This is a genomic window from Nocardia sp. NPDC059154, from assembly GCF_042755705.1.
Classification (GTDB): domain Bacteria; phylum Actinomycetota; class Actinomycetes; order Mycobacteriales; family Mycobacteriaceae; genus Nocardia.
This window is the reverse complement of record NZ_JBHZCS010000010.1, coordinates 147,923-163,946: the sequence shown is the minus strand read 5'-3', so window position 1 is coordinate 163,946 and position 16,024 is coordinate 147,923. Positions and strand designations below refer to the sequence as shown.

The following is a 16,024-nucleotide window of genomic DNA, read 5'->3' as shown; positions in this document are numbered from 1 at the left end:
GGCCCGGCTGGTCAACCCTGTTGTGGCCGTACGGCTGCCCGGGTTGAGGGCACGCAGCGCCACCGGTCGGCGAGATCCCGGGCCGCGATCAGGGCCCGGACACCGGCAACACCGAAGAAGGCGACCGCTCTTCAGAACCGGAACCGCACGATGCGGGTGGATCGTTTCATGCCCGGCAGCAGGTTCAACAGGCGGAACATGCGGCGTACGTTCGCGGGCGCCTTGGCCATCAGCACCGGTGAGTCGTTCATCGGCGCCTCGTCGACGAATTCGAGCCGTGGGTGCCAATCGGCCAGCGCGGCCGGATCGTTGAAGCCGCTGTGGAACTGGGTGTCGTATTTGCGCAGCGTGGGGAGCCATTTCGAGGTGCGCCACGCCCAGGCTGCCACCGTGTCGAACTGTATTTGGCCGGTGGGGAAGGCATCGACGACGGTGGTCAGTAGTCGCCGGATGTCGGTCTCTGTCAGGTAGGGCACCAGTCCCTCGGCGATCATCAGCACCGGCCGGCCGCGGGGGATACGTTCCAGCCAGGTCATGTCGGTGACGCTGGAGCCGATCAGGGTGTAGTGCTCGCGCCGCGGCAGGAATTGTTGCCGCAATTCGATTACGGCGGGGTAGTCCAGGTCGTACCAGTCGACGGTGGCGGGCGGGTCGATCCGGTATACGCGGGCGTCGAGGCCGCAGCCCAGGTGCAGCACCACCGCATCGGGGTGATCGGCAAGGTAGCTTCGGGCCCAGTCGTCATGCGCCTTGGCGCGCACCACGGCGGCGAGACCCATCTGGCTGGTGCCGAATCTGCGGTTGTCGTAGTCGGGCTCGAGGCGGCGCATCGCCTGCTCGGCGTATTTGTCGCCGAGGATCGGGTCCCGCAGCCGGTTGTCGAGTGCTTTGGCCCTGAGGACGGGGTTGACGGTCTTCTGCACTCCGACCAGTTCGCTATCTTGCACACTAGCGACGCTACTCACGTTTCTGGCTGACGAAACCACCATCATCGCCGTCACCGACCGCACCGACACCATCGCCACAGTCGACAATGTGGTCGATCTGACGCCCGCCGCCGCGCCTAGCTTGACTCACGCGAGTCGAGCCGGCTATGTCAGCGAACCTTCGAAACATCCGCCTTGACCGGGAACTCCGACTCCGAGCTGTTGCAGTAGGCGGCATTGGCGGGCCGCCTATCGGCGGCGGAAGAAGGGAAGAGGGCCCAGTAGACAAGGCCGAGTCGCTGCTGAGCCCTGCCGGGATTCAGCCGTAGGGGCGGCGATGTCCAGGTAGTACCGGATCGATGTTCCGGCGGAATGCGCTCATGCGTTATCCAGCACATGCTCGAAGTCGGATCCATGCAGCCCGCTTGTTCGCGGCTGTGCCGTGCGCCGCGCGCACGGGTGCCTGGCGCCGTTTCGTCGTGGAGGTGTCGGGTGGGAACAAATGTACAGCTGGTGCACGCAATGGTGGCGACACCGACCGGTCGCGGCACGAATCGCTCACTTGCACAGCGCATTCGAAGTATCGCGGCGCAGCCAGTCCGGCGGCGCAATCTCCACGTTCCTGCTGAGCCACGTCGACGCACACGTGAGAGTCATCCTCGATGCCGCCAACGGGCCCCTGCATCGCTGCACGCCATCCAAACATGCTGTGCTGCAATCATTTTCCGCTGACCTGATGCCCCCGGGATGGTTCGGGACTGCGTGTCGACCACCGAATTCGAACGGCTCCGCCGGTGACCACAAAACCAAACCCCCACGGTTCATCCACTACTCGGACTTCGTGAACCAGTGGCTACTGCCGGTCACCGCCGTGCGTGTGGCCGCGAATCATCGTGAGGGCCAGTACACCTGGTGTCGCCAATGGTGGGCACACCACGGCGTAGCAGTGCGCTTCGCCGCCCTGCACGCGGTCTTCGAAGCGGCCCGGGTCGCCGAGGACGGGACTGCCAGAGCTGTGGAAATCTCTCGGCAGCCCAACGTAATCGGGCCTTGGCAATAGGGAAGCTGGTGCGGTAGAGGGTGGTCGCGATGAGGTCCGGGGTTTGGATTTGTTCGTCGGTTGCCTCCCGTGTCAGGGCGCCGAGTGCGGTTGTTGCGTCCTGGATGTGTCCGCTGCGCACCATCTCGGCCACGACGCGTAGCCCCTCCGGCCCCCTGTCATCGGTGCCGCTGTCGGTCTTCGGTTCGGTGCCGGTCTGTGATTGCTCGGCACGTTCGTGTGTCGTCGGTGCCGGGGTGTCGGGTGATTCAGACATGGTCGTGTCCAGAGTGGTTATGGGGTGAGGCTTTTCGGTTTCTGCGGCGCGCGAGTGCGCGCTCGCACGGCGAGATCGTCGTGCCCGCGGCATAGCGCTTTGCCGGCGCGGAGCTACGCGGTCGACTGCAACGGTACAGACGACAATCCGCCCCAGCACAGGGTGATCACCGCCGCGATGGCGTCGGCCTTCGGGACGGCACGGCCGGTGTCGAGCCAGTACTGTGCGGCGAATTGGCTGGCGCCGACCAGCCCGGCGGCGAGCATGCGAGATCGGTTCGGGCTCAATCCGGAATCGTGTGCGACGGCAGTGGAGACGGCTGTCACGCAGTCGTCTGTTGCGCGTCCGATTCGCCATCGTATCGAGGGCTCGCTCGGTACGTTGGAATCGAAGACCAGCCGAAACCCTTGCGGCTCGTGGTCGACGAAGTCGAAGTAGGCCTGGATCGCGGCGCGGACCCGGTCCCGATTCGCGGTGGTCGAGCGTAGTGCCCGCTGCACCCCGTCGGTCAATGCGTCGATATGGTGCTGCAACACCGCCAGATAAAGCTCCAGCTTCCCCGAAAATTCCTTGTACAGAATCGGTTTGCTCCAGCCCGCACGATGCGCGATCTCATCCATCGTGGCCGCGTGAAAGCCGCGTGCGACGAAGACCTCGGTCGCTGCTGTCAAGGCGCGCCGTCGCCGCAGCGCACGCCTGGCACGTACGACGAATTTGGCGGACTGCCGCGACGGTATCGGCGGTTCGTATTCGATGGGTTCGGCGGTCATTTCCTGCTCCGTTTGGTCGGTCAGGCTTGGAGTTCGGCCAGTGCGTCCTCGAGATTGCGAGCGATTTCCCAGACGTCGGGAACGGTGTCGGGGCAGGCGAGAATTCCGAAGTCGAGGTGTCCGTCGTAGGACATGACAGTGATGTTCAGGCAGCCCGACAGCTCGGTGAGCACCGAGACGGGATGGCTCGAGAGCACGCGAATTCCCGCGAGGTACAACGGTATCTGTGGCCCGGGCACGTTCGAGACGAGCAGGTTGACCAGAGGGAGAGTGGACGCAGCCGCCCGCATCACGGCTCGGGTGGGCATGCCGTGCAGCAGTGGTGTCGCCAGTGTGGTGACTTCGTGGAGCAGGTGCGATGACTGGGTGCGGAATCGCTGCTTGGCGACAAGCAGATTGTCCCGCAAGAGTTTCACTCGATGACCAGGGTCGGTCTCGGAGATCGGCAAAGTGGTGAGCATGAGTGAGAACTGGTTTCCCGCGGTACCGAACTGCTCGGGCGTGCGCACTGATACGGGAATGGCGGCCAGCAGCGGTCGGTCCGTGGCGAAGCCGCGGTCGCGCATCCAGCTGCGCAACGCGGTGGTGCACAAGGCCATCACGACATCGTTGACCGTCCCATCAATGCTGTTCTTGATAGTTTTCACCTCATCGAGGGGCAGCGATGTGTATGCGACGCTGCGGGCGCTGGTGAGGGGACCGTTGAACGGTACGTCGGGGTGCTTGGTGCGTAGATCATCGGCGGAACGCAGCAGCGTCGGCACGGCGCGCACGGCGGCGCGGAATCGGGTTGCCGGTCGAGTGAGCGCGTTCGGGAGGCTGCGCGCGAGCATTTCGACCGTCGACGGTGTCCGGCCGCGACGTACCTCCCGAGTCGACGGCAGTGTGGCGGAGGGTGTTTCGCAGATATCAAATATTGCGGCCATGATCTCGGCGGCGGATACGCCGTCGATCACCGCGTGGTGCACCTTCGTGTACACGGCCTGCCGCCCGCCCGAGAGTCCGGACACGAGGTGGCATTCCCACAACGGACGCGACCTGTCGAGCGGCTGACCATGGCGGCGCGCGACGTAGTCGGCGAGTTCTCGATCATCGGCGCCGTCGGGCAGCCGGATGTCGCGGACGTGGTATTTCAGGTCGATCTCCGCACAGTCCTCCCAGTAGGGCAGGTCCAATCCGAACGGGACTGTGCGCACCCGGCGGCGTAGCGGCGCGACGAGGGGCAGCCGCTCTGCGAAAAGCCGTCGCAGTGCTTCGGAATCGAGCGGTCCATTCGGCGCCGACGCGGAGTCGAGCAGCGTGATCGCACCAATATGCAGTGGCGTAGTGGACGTTTCGGTATCGAGCAGGTGCAGATCGAGCGAACCGAGCTGTCTCACATGGCCGATGGCGCGTGCGGTCGAGCTGGCGGTGCGGGTGTGCTGGTGGACCACGGATTCCTCCCGGGTCGTGTCGGTGCCCGACGCGGCCACTGGCGGGTAGAGACATGCCAACAGCTCACAGCGTCGATCCCGGACGTCTGATGATTCCGTGCATCACGGCACGGAGCGCGACACCGTGCTGGCGCTCACAGGCTCGAACGGTGAAACCCTCGATCTGGAGGGGTGAACGCGAGTGTAGTGTCAGCCGGCACGTTACGGTCTTGATCGACCGTTACGTCTCGTTAATTGTGTGCGAACACTAAACACTGATCGCACGTCCAAGAACTCTGGTCCGCAAGGTCGTACACGGAGTGCGGCCATCGTTGGGCTACCGGCGAGTAGTCGGAACGAGGGGCTCGCTGGAAACGCGCCGCCGCTAGGCTGACGGCACTCGAATATGGATGGCTCCGCGTGTTCTACGGCCGCGTATATACCAGACCTAATCCTCGATGGGGGCGTGCCGCCCGGCCGCCACTGGTTCTATGCAGTTGCGGCTCGATGCTCGCCGTCGCCGTTGTGCTACAGCTGCATGCCCGGAGATGACCCGCCTGGCCCGCCTGGTCCACGAGTCCGCTCAGCTCATGACCGAGCGCCGCGGCAGCGATCTCGATGCCTGGATGAAAAAGGTCCGCGAGGCAGGAGTACCCGAACTCGACCCGTTCCTGTGCGGGTTGGACCAAGACCACGGCGCCGTGATCGCCGGCTTCACCCTGCCCTATAGCAATGGTCCGATTGAGGGTGTCAACACCAAGACCAAGCTGATCAAGAGGTAAATGTGTGGCCGAGCCGGATTTCGCCTACTCCGACACCGCCTACTCCTGGCCTAAAACTCGAGGCCACCAACGGAAGTGAGCCAGAGCCGTTAATCCGACACTCCTCATAGCTGCAGTGCTCGGTTGGGGCGCAGTCGTTTTCGCATTCCGAGCACTGGGTGGTGAGCCTGTGGGGCTGCGCTGAGCGCGCGGGAAGGCTCGGGGCCGCGCGATAGCCCGGGTATGGCTCGATACGCGCGTGCCCGGTCGCGTTGTTACCACCGCCGCCGGGATGGGTGCTACCGGTTGTCGTGGCCTCAAAGATGAGCCTCCAGATCGCCCGCGACGGCGGGCTTGAACTTCGCGCGGACCTTATGCGTCTGCGCTGAGGAGATCCCGCCGCCGATGGTGACGACGTACGCCTTGATGCCCGCCTTGCCTTCGTCTTTCACTGCGATGTTCAGTTCGATGGCGCATTCGTCGAGCGTCAGCTTGAATCCGTCACCCGAGTCTGCTTGGGCCGCGGTCAGCTCGGACTTGAGATAGCGGATCATGTCGGAAAGTTCGATCGCGCCATCGGCTGGAATGGTCATGCCGCGCTGCCTCTCGCTTGACGGTTCTTCTCGAGCCAGTTCCAGGGTCGAACGCAAGAATATTGGACCGTTGCCCCGACGTGCCTCGAGACGCGCCGGATCCCGGTCGGTTGCGCCACTACCCCCGAGAACTGGACAGAGCAGAGTGCGTTGCGCTCCCTACAGGCCGTGCTCGTGGTCGCGATCACGGCCGAGAGCGGTCGCAACAGCTTTGCCAGGCGGTTGATCTCGAATCCCGCGAAGAGTCACCATCGCCCCCTGTGAGGGGTCGCAACTTCACTGACACACTTCAGCACTTCAGCCGCTGCCGAGTCACCAACGCCCCGCGAGGGGTCGCAACAAATCCCAGGTGATTGGGGGTGAGTCAGGAGGTTGAACCGTCCGGGGTTTGGGGCCGCCGTTACTTCAGTCCTGTGTTCCTGACGGATCTGCCGCAGATCGGGGTTCATGCCGTCACACTGTGCGGGTGTTGTCCCGAGAGGGGGAATCGGCTTTCGGCACCGCTGGGCGGCGGCCGTCTCGGGGTAAGAGCGTGGGGTTCGCCGGTTATGGCGGTCAAGGCTTGTTCGAGGGGAGGGGACCTGTGGTTTGCCTCGCAGGACGGCTCGTCTCGCACTCACAGCCCCGGCGCGTTCGCTGCCGCCGGGCTGGTGGTGGCGTTGATGTTCGTGCACTTGGCTCTACCGCCTGCGCTGACATCATGTGGCCGAAAGATGTTCTGGCCCTTTGTTCTTCAGACGGACCGTCGCGTCGGCCGGCCCGGTGATCACCAGTGCTGGGGTGGTGCTGGCGGCGGTGTTCTGCGTACCTGGGGTGTTGCGGCTGATCACGCTCACTCAGCTGGGTATCGTGGCCGGCATCGGTATCCTGCTCTACACCTTCGTTGTGCGCACGCTCGTGGTCCCCGGTGTGTTCGCCGTTCTCGGCGACCGTGCATTGATCGAATCATTCGAGATCGACGGACGAGTACACCGCCAGGAAGGACAGGCATGATGAATTCGAACCGACTGCGCCGGCTTTCGTCGGCTATCGGTGTGGCCGTGGCCTTCTCGATCCCGGTCGCCGGAATCGGTCCCTCGGCGTCTGCGCACGCCGATCCACCGGCACCGGTCGCCGGACTTGATTTGGGCCGGTATCTCGGCACCTGGTACCAATTGGCCGCGATACCACAGTATTTCAACCTCATCTGTGCCAGGGACACGCGTGCGGACTATGCACTGGACGCATATGGCGATGTGTCGGTGCACAACTCGTGCACGACCTGGTCCGGCAGCGTGAACGAGATCCGCGGCACGGCCACGGTCACCGATCCTGTGACGGACGCGCAGCTGCACGTCAGTTTCCCCGGCGTGCCGACCCAGGACGCACTGTACGGCCCGACCAACTACATCATCACCGCCCTCGGCGACGACTACTCGTGGGCGCTGGTGACCGATCCGAACCGTGTGTCGGGATTCGTCCTGTCACGCACCACAATGCTGGACCCCGCCCAGTGGCACGATGTCAGCGCCGCGATCACGGCGGCGGGGGAGAACACCTGCTGGTATCTGACAACCCCGACTACGGGCGGACTGGACCATTTCACGCCATTGTGCGTGGACTGACGTACCGACAGCGCGCTTCGAGGGTCGGCGTGGGTGGCCCATACGACAGGCCCGGGTCCGTGTACCGCAGACAGGTCACCCCAATCTGGGCCGCCGCCGGAAGCACCTGGAAGACCCACGCCTCTCAAAAACGCCGCGCTGATTGATCAACTGCGGCCTGATAGCGGCCTCAATGTCGGTGTGGGCACGGATGATGAGGGGTTTGAGTGAATCTCAAGCTATCGCCGAGGAACTCTTCGAGTCGCTTCGGCGGCATGTGATGATGGCGCGGTAGTCTCCGGCTGGAGGCGCGCTGTTCGCGTTGACGAAGATCCGGCAGTCGTATTCAGTGAGCCGCAACCGGCCGCTGTATTTCGAGCTCGCCGACCCCGTTCAGGGCATGGAGCTGGTCACAAGGCCGACACTGGCAACGGTCCAGATCGAGAACCAGACAAAGCAATTCGGGCCTGACGGCGAATACTACCGATGGTTCAACCGCGCGCTGGCACCGCTACTCGGCAAGGACGATTCGCAGGATGTCAAGATCGGCTACTTCGGCGACCTTCGGCTACTCCGGAACGACATCATCCACCACAAAGCCCAGGTCAGCGACGCACGCCGCGAAAAGCGCGTCGTCCTGAAATGGTTCGACGAGGGCGAGGAAATCGCCCCCGATCACACCCACTATGCGGAACTGTTCAGCGGGTTTCCGTGGGCCGAGCTCGGTGCGGTGGTGCCGGACCCGCCACCGCTGGCGCCCGTGGACACACGGCTGGCGTCGACTCCGTTCGACGCCCTAATGCAGCTGCCGGGCAATCCCGGCAGCTACTTCTTCCCCTTCAGTCTCGCATCCCGAATCAGGAGGCGGGCTTGGACTTGCCCAGGTTGCTGACACCGTTGATCGCATCGAGGATGTTGACGATGGCGTGGGTGCCGCCGTCGAGTGCCGAGCTGCCGGAGTCGAGCATGGCGGAACCGGAGGACGAGCCGGCCGAACCCGAGGACGAGCCGGCCGAACCCGAGGACGAGCCGGCGTCAGCCGAACCCGCGCCCAGGCCGGTGGTGGCGGGGGAGCCGGCAGCGGAGGCTACCGCGACCGGGCCGAGGAACAGGGCGGCGGCAGAGAGGGTGGCGGCGGCAACAATCTTGCGAGAGAACACGTATGGAGCTTCCTTTCCCAGACAGATAACGACGCCATCACGGCGCATAACAAAATGTTATAAGAAGAAATCTGAAGATCCACTCCTATTATTGTGTGAATGATCACAGTTAATAATGAGCTAACGGAACATTTTGCCGAGGTGACGCTATTTGATCTTCATTCCGCCCGCAGATTCAATGATCAAATTCGATTGCTTTTTCTACGGTGCTGCGTATCGGCCTGCGGCGGAGGAGATCTCGTGGCGGACCTCCGATCCGGGCACGGCGCGACCTCGAGCTGAACGACACGCTCGGGAACCCGCTGGCATGACGGCGATCCGGCGTTCCCGAGCGGGGTATCGCGCAACGCGAGGGCGGGACACGCTCAGAACGCGATGCCGTCCTGGACGTCTCTCCCATGCTGTGCTAGAGGGGCGGGCGGCTCGGCGTGACCTCACTGCAGCGCGTACAGCCCGCCGCACCCCTAGATGGTCGCGTCGGTGCCCGTTGACACGGCGTCTGGCTGCAACGGTAAGGAGGAAATCGTCCTCGGTCGCACCCGCTATGCGGACCTGTTCAGCGAGTTTCCGTGTCTCCAAGCTCGGTGCAGTGGTGCCGGACCCGCCACCGCTGGCGCCCGTGGACACACGGCTGGCGTCGACTCCGTTCGACGCCCAAATGCAGCTGCGAGGCAATCCCGGCAGCTACTTCTTCTGAACGGACACCCTCGACAGGATGGACGGTCGCGGCACGTTGCGGCGACCGTTGCTCTTAGCGGTTTTCGCGCTCACCCAGCAGACGACTTCAGACCACTTGAATACGAGCCCTTACCGGTCTCGCACCCCTAGTCTGTTCTCGGGTCGTCAGGAGGGGGTGCCGGCGGTCCCTGAGCCGGACCCGGAACCGGTACCGGGGATGCTGTAGGGCGGGAGGTTGCAGATCAGGGTTGCGGCGCTGCCGGTGCTGGGGCAGGGCAGGTAGGTGACGTTCACGTCCTGCGCCTTGGAGCTCTCGACCGATCCATCCGAATTCAGTTGCGACACAACGATGTGATGGATCCCGAGGGTCGTCGGAGTGAAGCCGGCATAGGCGACCCCGAAGGCCGGGCCGTCGGTGCAGCTCGCCGGCACCGGACTGCCGTGCAGCGGCTGCCCATTGTCGGTGAAGGTGATCGTGGCGGTGGTGCACGGACTGATCTCCGCGAGCACCTGCCACGAGTGGAACGGCCCGCTCTGGCCGAGATCGACATCCACTTTCGAGATATCCGCCGAAGCGAGTGGGCTGCCCAGGACGCTGACCGCGCCGGCGGCAAATGTGCTCAGCATCAGGCTGATTCGCTTGAACTTCATTCGAACCCTTGTGAAACTATATCATTTCAGTTCTATGGAGTGTAACGACAACCTCTCCGCCGGGAATCCCCCCATTTCCCGGGTCTCGCCTGTCAACGCCGACCTGTAAACACCACAGGCACAGCGGTCATCAAGACCAGCGGCGGGTGATGGTGCGGGTGTTACGGCCCTTCCAGCAGCCTGTATGCCAGTGGCGGCAGTCGTCGAACTCATAGCCGAGGCCCGCCACCGCAAAACCGAGAAGTACCGGTCCGAAGATGCTGCGTGCCTTCCGGATTCGTTCGGGGTCCGTCGGGGCCGCGCCATAGAAGATCCAACGCAGCCCCGACGTGTTCGCACTAGCGATGCGGGGATTGTCCAGCAAGGCATAGAGCATGGTGGGTACGACGAATGTCGTTGAGATGCCGTGATGTTCGATCGCGTCGATGACGCGATCCGGATCGAAGGACTTGTGCAGGGTGAAGCTCGCACCGCGTGGGAATCCTGGCGCTACGAGGAGCCCGGCCGCGTGTGACATCGGAGTGGTGACGAGGAAGTTGGTGTCGTGAGGCCACGCCCAGCTGGCGTTGGCCCAGGCATTGGCGACCAGGGAGCGGTCACCCAGAATCACACCCTTCGGGGCGCCGGTCGTGCCGCCGGTATAGAACAGATACGTCGCCGGGCGGCGTGGATCGCTGGAATGTGGTTGCGCTGCGGCGACATAGCCGCCGAGCTCACTGAGCGTGATGGTCCGTACGTCTGTCCGAGCGGCGCGTTCAGGGGATGAACGGTCATCGACCACCAGTAGGTCGGTGCTGCTGTCGGACAGGACTGTGGTGTCCATACCGGCGGTCCCGAGCGGGTGCAGTGCCGCGTAGCGCAGTCCGGCCAGACAGGCCGCCGCCATGACGGTGAATGCCTCTGGTCTGGGGCCCTCGAGCAGTGCGATCCCGTCACCCGGCCGTAGTCCCAGCGCGCCACACGCGGTAGCGGTTCGTTCAACCTGATCTGCGGTTTGCCGGTAGGTCATCTCCTGGCGTGCACCGACCAATCTCCGCCCCTACCAGGAGAAGCACCAGCCTTTTTCCGCGGTAGCAGTGGGAGGTCATGCGATTGTTTGCCTCATTCGCTCGCCGGCGAGGCGCAGGTCGGTGTCGGAGGGGACGACCAGCAGGGTCAGGCTGCTGCCGTTGGTGCCGAACAGTCGCATGACATCGGGTGGTTGATCGGGTTGTGGGCCGTGGGTGTGCACGTCGTCGTCGTGATCGATGCGGCGTTGTGTGAGGCTGATCGCGTTCCATGCGAATCCGATCCGGGTGAGGGTGCCCAGTCGTGGCGTGAGCGCGCTGATCAGGTCGTGCAGTTCGCTGGTGAGGTTCGGTGTCCGTGGCCACCAAGCCCCATCGATCGGCGCCGGGCCGGAGTCGCGGCGGCGCAGGAGCAGGCGGGGAGTGCGGGTCGGGGTGGGGAAGGGCTGCCGGTTGAGAGGAGACAGTGTCGCGGCGCCTGTCGCGGCGTCGTTGGTGAGGGGGTGTGATCGGGGTTCGTGGTTCATGACCGTCGCTCCTGGGCCGGTTCGGGCCGGGTAGGTCGCCCAGCCGCCGCGAGCACGGAGTGGGCCAGGGCCGGGTCGGTGTCCGAGGGGATGGCTTGCAGCACGATCACGGTGCCGTCGGTCCCGCACATGTACATGGTGCCGAACAGTTCGAACGGATACGGGTCCAGTCGTATGGTGCGGTCGGCCACGAGGTGGTGCCGGCCGGTCGGTGACCAGGCGTGCGGGTCGTAGACGATGCGCTCTATCGGCCCTGCTCGCGGACGGAGTGCGGTGATCAGGTCGGGGAGCTCGACAGCGAGGTTGCTCGATCGTGGCCACCAGGTCGCATCGATGTAGCCGCTTACCTCGGAGTCCGGGCGCAGACGTAATCGTGGGGTGCCAGTGGGTGTGCGACCAAGCAGTGCCGAAGGCACGTTCATCGATTGTGGCGTCATCAGACGCTCCTGCCGCGGCCTCTGGGAAGACCGGATGTCGAATTCGGGGACGGCGCGACCTCTGCTGGTCAGCACACGTGATGCCGCCGAATGGTTCGAGCCTACACGCCGGTGCGCACCGCGCGAGGCGGCGCAGGCAGCGGCGGACGAGCCCGCCCGCCCGGACCGGTCCGCACCCGGCGGGACAGCGAGCGGGGTTCGGCCGCCGGGTCAGCGTGATGGATTGCTGCGAGCGTGCCGCGGGCGAGCCCGGTCGGCGGTCCATAGCGGTTGCAGCATGTGCCAGTCGGCCGGGTGCGCGGCGATACCGTTGGCGAACCGGTCGGCCAGCGCCTGAGTCGTGTGCTGCACTTCCCGAGCGGTATCGATCGGCCCACCCGGCCAAGCACCAACAGTGCCAACCCGCTGCCCGAACGGAAAGCCCGCCATTGCTGCTGGTCAAGCCATTGTTGTTGTTCTTTTGCGCGATTACTACCGGGACCCCTGAACGGCCAGGCCAGCCAGCATGGCGACGGCATCGTCGTGGAACCGCGATTTCCGACGGCCGGGTGATCACTACGCCGAACGCAGCTCGATCGAAACCGATAGCACCGCAGATCCTTTCACCTTCAGCAACCGACTCAGCATGACGACGTTGGCTGGATCGGAAGCTGTGCCGGAGTCGTATCACTATGACGCACACGGCAATACGACCCACCTGCGCCGGGTGACCGGTGCGCCGATCGAGCCGGATCTGCACTGGGACTACGGGAACAGCCTCTATCGGGTCGAACTCGGCGGCGGGAGTACCGCACACTACGTGTACGACGCCACCGGTCAGCGTGTCCGCAAGGTGTGGGAGCCTGGGCTGACCGAGGTGCGAATCTACTCGGGCGGGTTCGCGTCGGCGCCCCTGACCCCCTCTACCCTAACGCCGCTCGACCACCCCTGAACTGGGAAAATGAGCAATCGGACGCCCAGGCCGATCCTGCCCCGCATCTGTCACCAGCGCGGAAGGCGGAGCTACGCTGACAGCGCGGCGAAACCACACAACGGACCGCCTGTGATTACCGATATCGGGTGGGTTCCCGGAGACGCCGCCGGCCGCACAGTCGGCCTCGGGACCGCGCTCCCACACCCGCCGCTCGTCGCACCTCCAGCGGAGCTCGCACCACCACTGATACGAGGCGAGACCATTGCCCGACAACAACCCATCCTCTCCGTCGACCGGCGGATCGTCGTCGGCGTCGTTCGACAACTCGTCCTCGGTCGCGGGCCGGGTGGCCCAGAACAGTGTCTTCGAACGATCAGCCCGCGCGGGCTTCGTCGTAAGCGGCATCGTGCACCTGATCATCGGCTATATCGCCATCCGGATCGCCCTCGGCGGCCCAGCCGGCACCGCCGACCAATCCGGAGCCATGGCGGAACTGGCCGCCAAGCCGGGCGGCGTCATCGCCCTGTGGGTGTGCGTCGTCGCATTCGGGCTGATGGCGCTGTGGCGGCTCGCCGAAACGGCACTCGGCAGCTCGTCCGAACCCGCCGCCGACAGTAAGAAATCCGAAGCGATCGATCGCGTCAAGGCGGCTGGGCTGGCGGTGGTCTATTTCGCCTTCGCCCTCTCCGCGTTCGGATTCGCCCGCGGCAGTGGCAAGTCCAGCAGCCGCCAGAGCACGGGGATCACCGCCCGCATGATGCAAACCACCGCCGGCACGATCGCCCTCATCGCGGGCGGGCTGATCATCATCGCGATCGGCGGCTACCACGTCTACAAAGGAGTGAGCCAGAACTTCCTCGCGGACCTCGAGGGCGCCACCAGCGACCTCGTACGAAGGTTGGGCACGGTCGGATACATCGCCAAAGGGCTGGCCATCGCCGCGGTCGGGTTGCTGGTGATCCTCGCCGTGAGTCGATCCGAGCCGGACAAAGCCGCCGGACTCGACGGCGCCTTCAGAACCGTGGGAGCTCAACCCTACGGAACGGCCCTCCTCATCGTGTCGGGCCTGGGCATCATCACCTACGGCCTCTATAGCTTCGCTATGGCCCGGTACACCAAGATGTAGTCGGATACCAGCCGCAGCGACAATGGCTCGAGCGCGCCGACCTTATTGCTCGCGCAAGTGTGGGAACCATCCCGGTCACGGTGGTCGCTGGGCCCTAGAACTATGCGGGAGTCAACCCCAAGGTCACCAACTGCAACGTTCCAAAACCCAGCCCGTAGGTCGCCGATCGGACGGTGAGCAGCTGTTTCCGAGACCGGCGTCTGGGTATGTCGAGTTGGCATAGGTCGAGGAAGAGGGCGATTGCCATGCGGCAGGCACTCACGGTGGGTTTCGAAGAAGCGTTTCTGCTGGTCGATGATGTCGACGGCGCGCCGCTTCCTCGGGCCGATGAGGTGCTGAGCTGGCTGCGGGCCAATCTCGGGGCCGACGATTCGGCCCGATTCGAACCCCGTCACGGCACCGGTGCCACCCGACGGCGGATCGCCGCACGCTTGGGCATCGGCGACCTTGTCGATGCTTTTCGACTGACGAGCGAGGGTATGCCCCTTTCCGCCGACGGGCATGATTGCTCAGCCGCATTCGCGCAACCCCGCGGATCCACGCCATGAACGAAGACAACGATCAAGGCCGAACCGAGGAGCGCCATACCACTGACGGGCCGGAGCAGGGCCACGGTGATCTGGTCGCGCAACCCCACACCACCGACGAAGGCGGACCGATCATTGCCGCGGAAGCGGCGGCGGCGCGGGCCAGCACGACGCAGAACCCGCTGGGCAAGCCCGGGCGGCGATTCGATCCGCGATCGCCGTTCATGGTCGGCATGGCAGGCGCTGCCGGGGTCGCGGTGACCTACGGCGCGATCCAACTGGTGATCGCCGCCAGTCAAGTGCTGGTCTTGATCACCATCGCGCTGTTCCTGGCAATAGGTCTGGAACCTGTCGTGTCGTGGCTGGTTCGGCCTTGGTTTCCGCGATGGGCGGCCGTGACCGTGGTGTTCGTGGTCGCGATCGGCTTGCTGGCCGGGTTCCTCGCGGCCGCGATCCCTCCGCTGGTCACCCAAGGCAGCGCGCTGGTCCACAACGCTCCGGACTACGTCAACCATCTTGCGCAACGATATCCACTCATCGACGCGCTCAACACTCGTTTCCATCTCCAGGACCGAGTCCAGCAGTGGGTCGGGTCCGATCCCTCGAGGCTGGCCGGTGGTGTCCTCGGCGCGGGCCGCCTCGTGTTCAGCATCGTCAGCGGCACGGTGATCGTCTCTGTGCTGACCGGCTACTTCATGGCGAATTTCGCAGAGGTTCGCGCCTCGATCTACCGGCTGTTTCCGCGCTCGCGCCGACCGCGAGCGATCCTGATCGGCGACGAGATCTTCGTGAAGGTCGGCGGCTACATCCTCGGGAATCTGGTCATTTCGGTGATAACCGCGGTGTTGACCTTCATCTGGCTGCTGATCTTCGACGTGCCCTACCCGCTGTTGCTGGCCATCCTGGTCGCCGTCCTCGACTTGATCCCGGTGGTGGGTTCCACCATCGCCGGGATCATCGTGGCCCTGGTCGCGCTCACCGTATCCCTGCCTGTCACAGTGGCCACCGTCATCTTCTTCATCGTCCTGCGGTTGTTCGAGGACTACGTACTCGTGCCCAGAATCATCGGCAGAACGGTCCGGGTGCCGACGATCGTGACGGTGGTGTCGGTTCTGCTCGGTGGCGCGTTGCTCGGAATAGTCGGTGCCCTGCTCGCCATCCCGGTCGCCGCAGCGGTGCTGCTGATCATCAGTGAAACGGTATTGCCGTCTCTGGACGAGCGCTAGCTATCGGTGTTCGGCTCAATTGGCCGGCGGACAACGGGAACCGGCGCACGTCGAGTGGATGACCACGCCGGGTCATCCGCTCGCAATCGACGCTGCCCAGCGCCTGGTCAGTGGCGGAAGGCGTCCTTGACCTTCTCGCCCGCATCCTTGAGGTTGGACTTGGCCTGATCGGCCTTGCCCTCGTTCTGCTTACTCTTGTCGTCGGTGGCCTTGCCGTACTTCTCCTTGGCCTTACCGGCGAGTTCCTCGGCTTTGTTCTTTGCCTTGTCTGCAGTGCCCATGATTGTGGCCCTTTTGTTGGAAGGTGCCGGCCTGCTATTTCCAGCCGGTCCTCTGGCGGGTAGCCCACATTCGGGCGGCCAAACAACGGCCCCGCCGGCGCAGTGGTTCTCGGCACCGCTTGGTTATCAC

General features: G+C 64.5%; 17 protein-coding genes and 3 pseudogenes. 9 read left to right on the top strand and 11 right to left on the bottom strand.

Annotation, left to right across the window (positions count from 1 at the left end; genetic code table 11):
* Nucleotides 1-131: 131 nt before the first annotated feature.
* The gene (locus ACFXN1_RS12080; RefSeq protein ID WP_379445364.1) at nt 132-947 is read right to left on the bottom strand and encodes a class I SAM-dependent methyltransferase; all 816 of its coding nucleotides are present in this window, start codon (nt 945-947) and stop codon (nt 132-134) included.
* A 421-nt stretch (nt 948-1,368) separates the two neighbouring features.
* Here ACFXN1_RS12080 and ACFXN1_RS12075 point away from each other — a divergent pair, with 421 nt between their 5' ends.
* The gene (locus ACFXN1_RS12075; RefSeq protein WP_379445363.1) at nt 1,369-1,986 is read left to right on the top strand and encodes a DUF4913 domain-containing protein; all 618 of its coding nucleotides are present in this window, start codon (nt 1,369-1,371) and stop codon (nt 1,984-1,986) included.
* 369 nt (nt 1,987-2,355) lie between these two features.
* On the opposite strand, the gene ACFXN1_RS12070 is transcribed toward ACFXN1_RS12075, so the two are convergent.
* Nucleotides 2,356-3,012 (bottom strand): TetR/AcrR family transcriptional regulator, encoded by a 657-nt coding sequence (locus ACFXN1_RS12070; protein ID WP_379445361.1) that lies wholly within the window; start codon nt 3,010-3,012, stop codon nt 2,356-2,358.
* Between the two features lie 20 nt (nt 3,013-3,032).
* Entirely contained in the window at nt 3,033-4,445 is a 1,413-nt protein-coding gene (locus ACFXN1_RS12065) for a wax ester/triacylglycerol synthase family O-acyltransferase (protein ID WP_379445360.1), read from the bottom strand.
* Nucleotides 4,446-4,954: 509 nt separating this feature from the next.
* On the opposite strand from ACFXN1_RS12065, the pseudogene ACFXN1_RS12060 reads away from it, so the two are divergent.
* Nucleotides 4,955-5,206 (top strand): annotated as a pseudogene (locus ACFXN1_RS12060) (transposase); the annotation flags it as partial.
* 296 nt (nt 5,207-5,502) lie between these two features.
* On the opposite strand, the gene ACFXN1_RS12055 reads toward ACFXN1_RS12060, so the two are convergent.
* A complete protein-coding gene (locus tag ACFXN1_RS12055) occupies nt 5,503-5,778 on the bottom strand; it encodes a trypco2 family protein (RefSeq protein WP_379445359.1) in 276 nt (91 codons plus the stop codon).
* Between the two features lie 744 nt (nt 5,779-6,522).
* Between ACFXN1_RS12055 and ACFXN1_RS12050 the strand changes: the two are divergent.
* The 3 genes and pseudogenes from ACFXN1_RS12050 to ACFXN1_RS12040 all read left to right on the top strand — a co-directional run.
* Nucleotides 6,523-6,771, top strand: a pseudogene (locus tag ACFXN1_RS12050) (MMPL family transporter); the annotation flags it as partial.
* On the top strand, nt 6,771-7,382 hold the full coding sequence (locus tag ACFXN1_RS12045) for a lipocalin family protein (protein ID WP_379445357.1): 612 nt from the start codon (nt 6,771-6,773) through the stop codon (nt 7,380-7,382). The pseudogene ACFXN1_RS12050 and the gene ACFXN1_RS12045, both read left to right, overlap by 1 nt.
* Nucleotides 7,383-7,683: 301 nt before the next feature.
* A complete protein-coding gene (locus ACFXN1_RS12040; RefSeq protein WP_379445356.1) occupies nt 7,684-8,253 on the top strand; it encodes a hypothetical protein in 570 nt (189 codons plus the stop codon).
* Here the strand turns inward: ACFXN1_RS12040 and ACFXN1_RS12035 are convergent.
* The 6 genes and pseudogenes from ACFXN1_RS12035 to ACFXN1_RS12010 form a co-directional block, all read right to left on the bottom strand.
* Entirely contained in the window at nt 8,219-8,521 is a 303-nt protein-coding gene (locus tag ACFXN1_RS12035; protein ID WP_379445355.1) for a hypothetical protein, read from the bottom strand. The two genes, ACFXN1_RS12040 and ACFXN1_RS12035, sit on opposite strands and share 35 nt — an antisense overlap.
* A gap of 843 nt (nt 8,522-9,364) precedes the next feature.
* Nucleotides 9,365-9,850 (bottom strand): hypothetical protein, encoded by a 486-nt coding sequence (locus ACFXN1_RS12030; protein ID WP_379445353.1) that lies wholly within the window; start codon nt 9,848-9,850, stop codon nt 9,365-9,367.
* 130 nt (nt 9,851-9,980) lie between these two features.
* Nucleotides 9,981-10,880, bottom strand: a complete 900-nt coding sequence (locus tag ACFXN1_RS12025) for an AMP-binding protein (protein WP_379445352.1) — start codon at nt 10,878-10,880, stop codon at nt 9,981-9,983.
* Nucleotides 10,881-10,934: 54 nt separating this feature from the next.
* Nucleotides 10,935-11,384 (bottom strand): DUF5994 family protein, encoded by a 450-nt coding sequence (locus tag ACFXN1_RS12020; RefSeq protein WP_379445351.1) that lies wholly within the window; start codon nt 11,382-11,384, stop codon nt 10,935-10,937.
* Nucleotides 11,381-11,821, bottom strand: a complete 441-nt coding sequence (locus ACFXN1_RS12015; protein ID WP_379445349.1) for a DUF5994 family protein — start codon at nt 11,819-11,821, stop codon at nt 11,381-11,383. Before ACFXN1_RS12015 ends, ACFXN1_RS12020 begins: the two co-directional genes overlap by 4 nt.
* Nucleotides 11,822-12,031: 210 nt before the next feature.
* A pseudogene (locus ACFXN1_RS12010) lies at nt 12,032-12,199 on the bottom strand (phosphatidylinositol mannoside acyltransferase); the annotation flags it as partial.
* A 247-nt stretch (nt 12,200-12,446) separates the two neighbouring features.
* Here ACFXN1_RS12010 and ACFXN1_RS12005 point away from each other — a divergent pair.
* From ACFXN1_RS12005 to ACFXN1_RS11990, 4 genes are all read left to right on the top strand, one after another.
* Nucleotides 12,447-12,752 carry a hypothetical protein gene (locus tag ACFXN1_RS12005; RefSeq protein WP_379445348.1) on the top strand — a complete coding sequence of 102 codons (306 nt, stop codon included), beginning with the start codon at nt 12,447-12,449 and terminating at the stop codon, nt 12,750-12,752.
* Nucleotides 12,753-13,080: 328 nt separating this feature from the next.
* Complete coding sequence (locus ACFXN1_RS12000) at nt 13,081-13,860, top strand: DUF1206 domain-containing protein (RefSeq protein WP_379445368.1); 780 nt, start codon at nt 13,081-13,083, stop codon at nt 13,858-13,860.
* A gap of 245 nt (nt 13,861-14,105) precedes the next feature.
* Nucleotides 14,106-14,408, top strand: coding sequence for a hypothetical protein (locus ACFXN1_RS11995; protein WP_379445347.1), 303 nt, complete (start codon nt 14,106-14,108; stop codon nt 14,406-14,408).
* The gene (locus tag ACFXN1_RS11990) at nt 14,405-15,613 is read left to right on the top strand and encodes an AI-2E family transporter (protein WP_379445346.1); all 1,209 of its coding nucleotides are present in this window, start codon (nt 14,405-14,407) and stop codon (nt 15,611-15,613) included. The genes ACFXN1_RS11995 and ACFXN1_RS11990 overlap by 4 nt, the downstream gene beginning before the upstream one ends.
* A 107-nt stretch (nt 15,614-15,720) precedes the next feature.
* On the opposite strand, the gene ACFXN1_RS11985 is transcribed toward ACFXN1_RS11990, so the two are convergent.
* The gene (locus ACFXN1_RS11985) at nt 15,721-15,894 is read right to left on the bottom strand and encodes a CsbD family protein (RefSeq protein WP_379445345.1); all 174 of its coding nucleotides are present in this window, start codon (nt 15,892-15,894) and stop codon (nt 15,721-15,723) included.
* Nucleotides 15,895-16,024 lie beyond the last annotated feature (130 nt).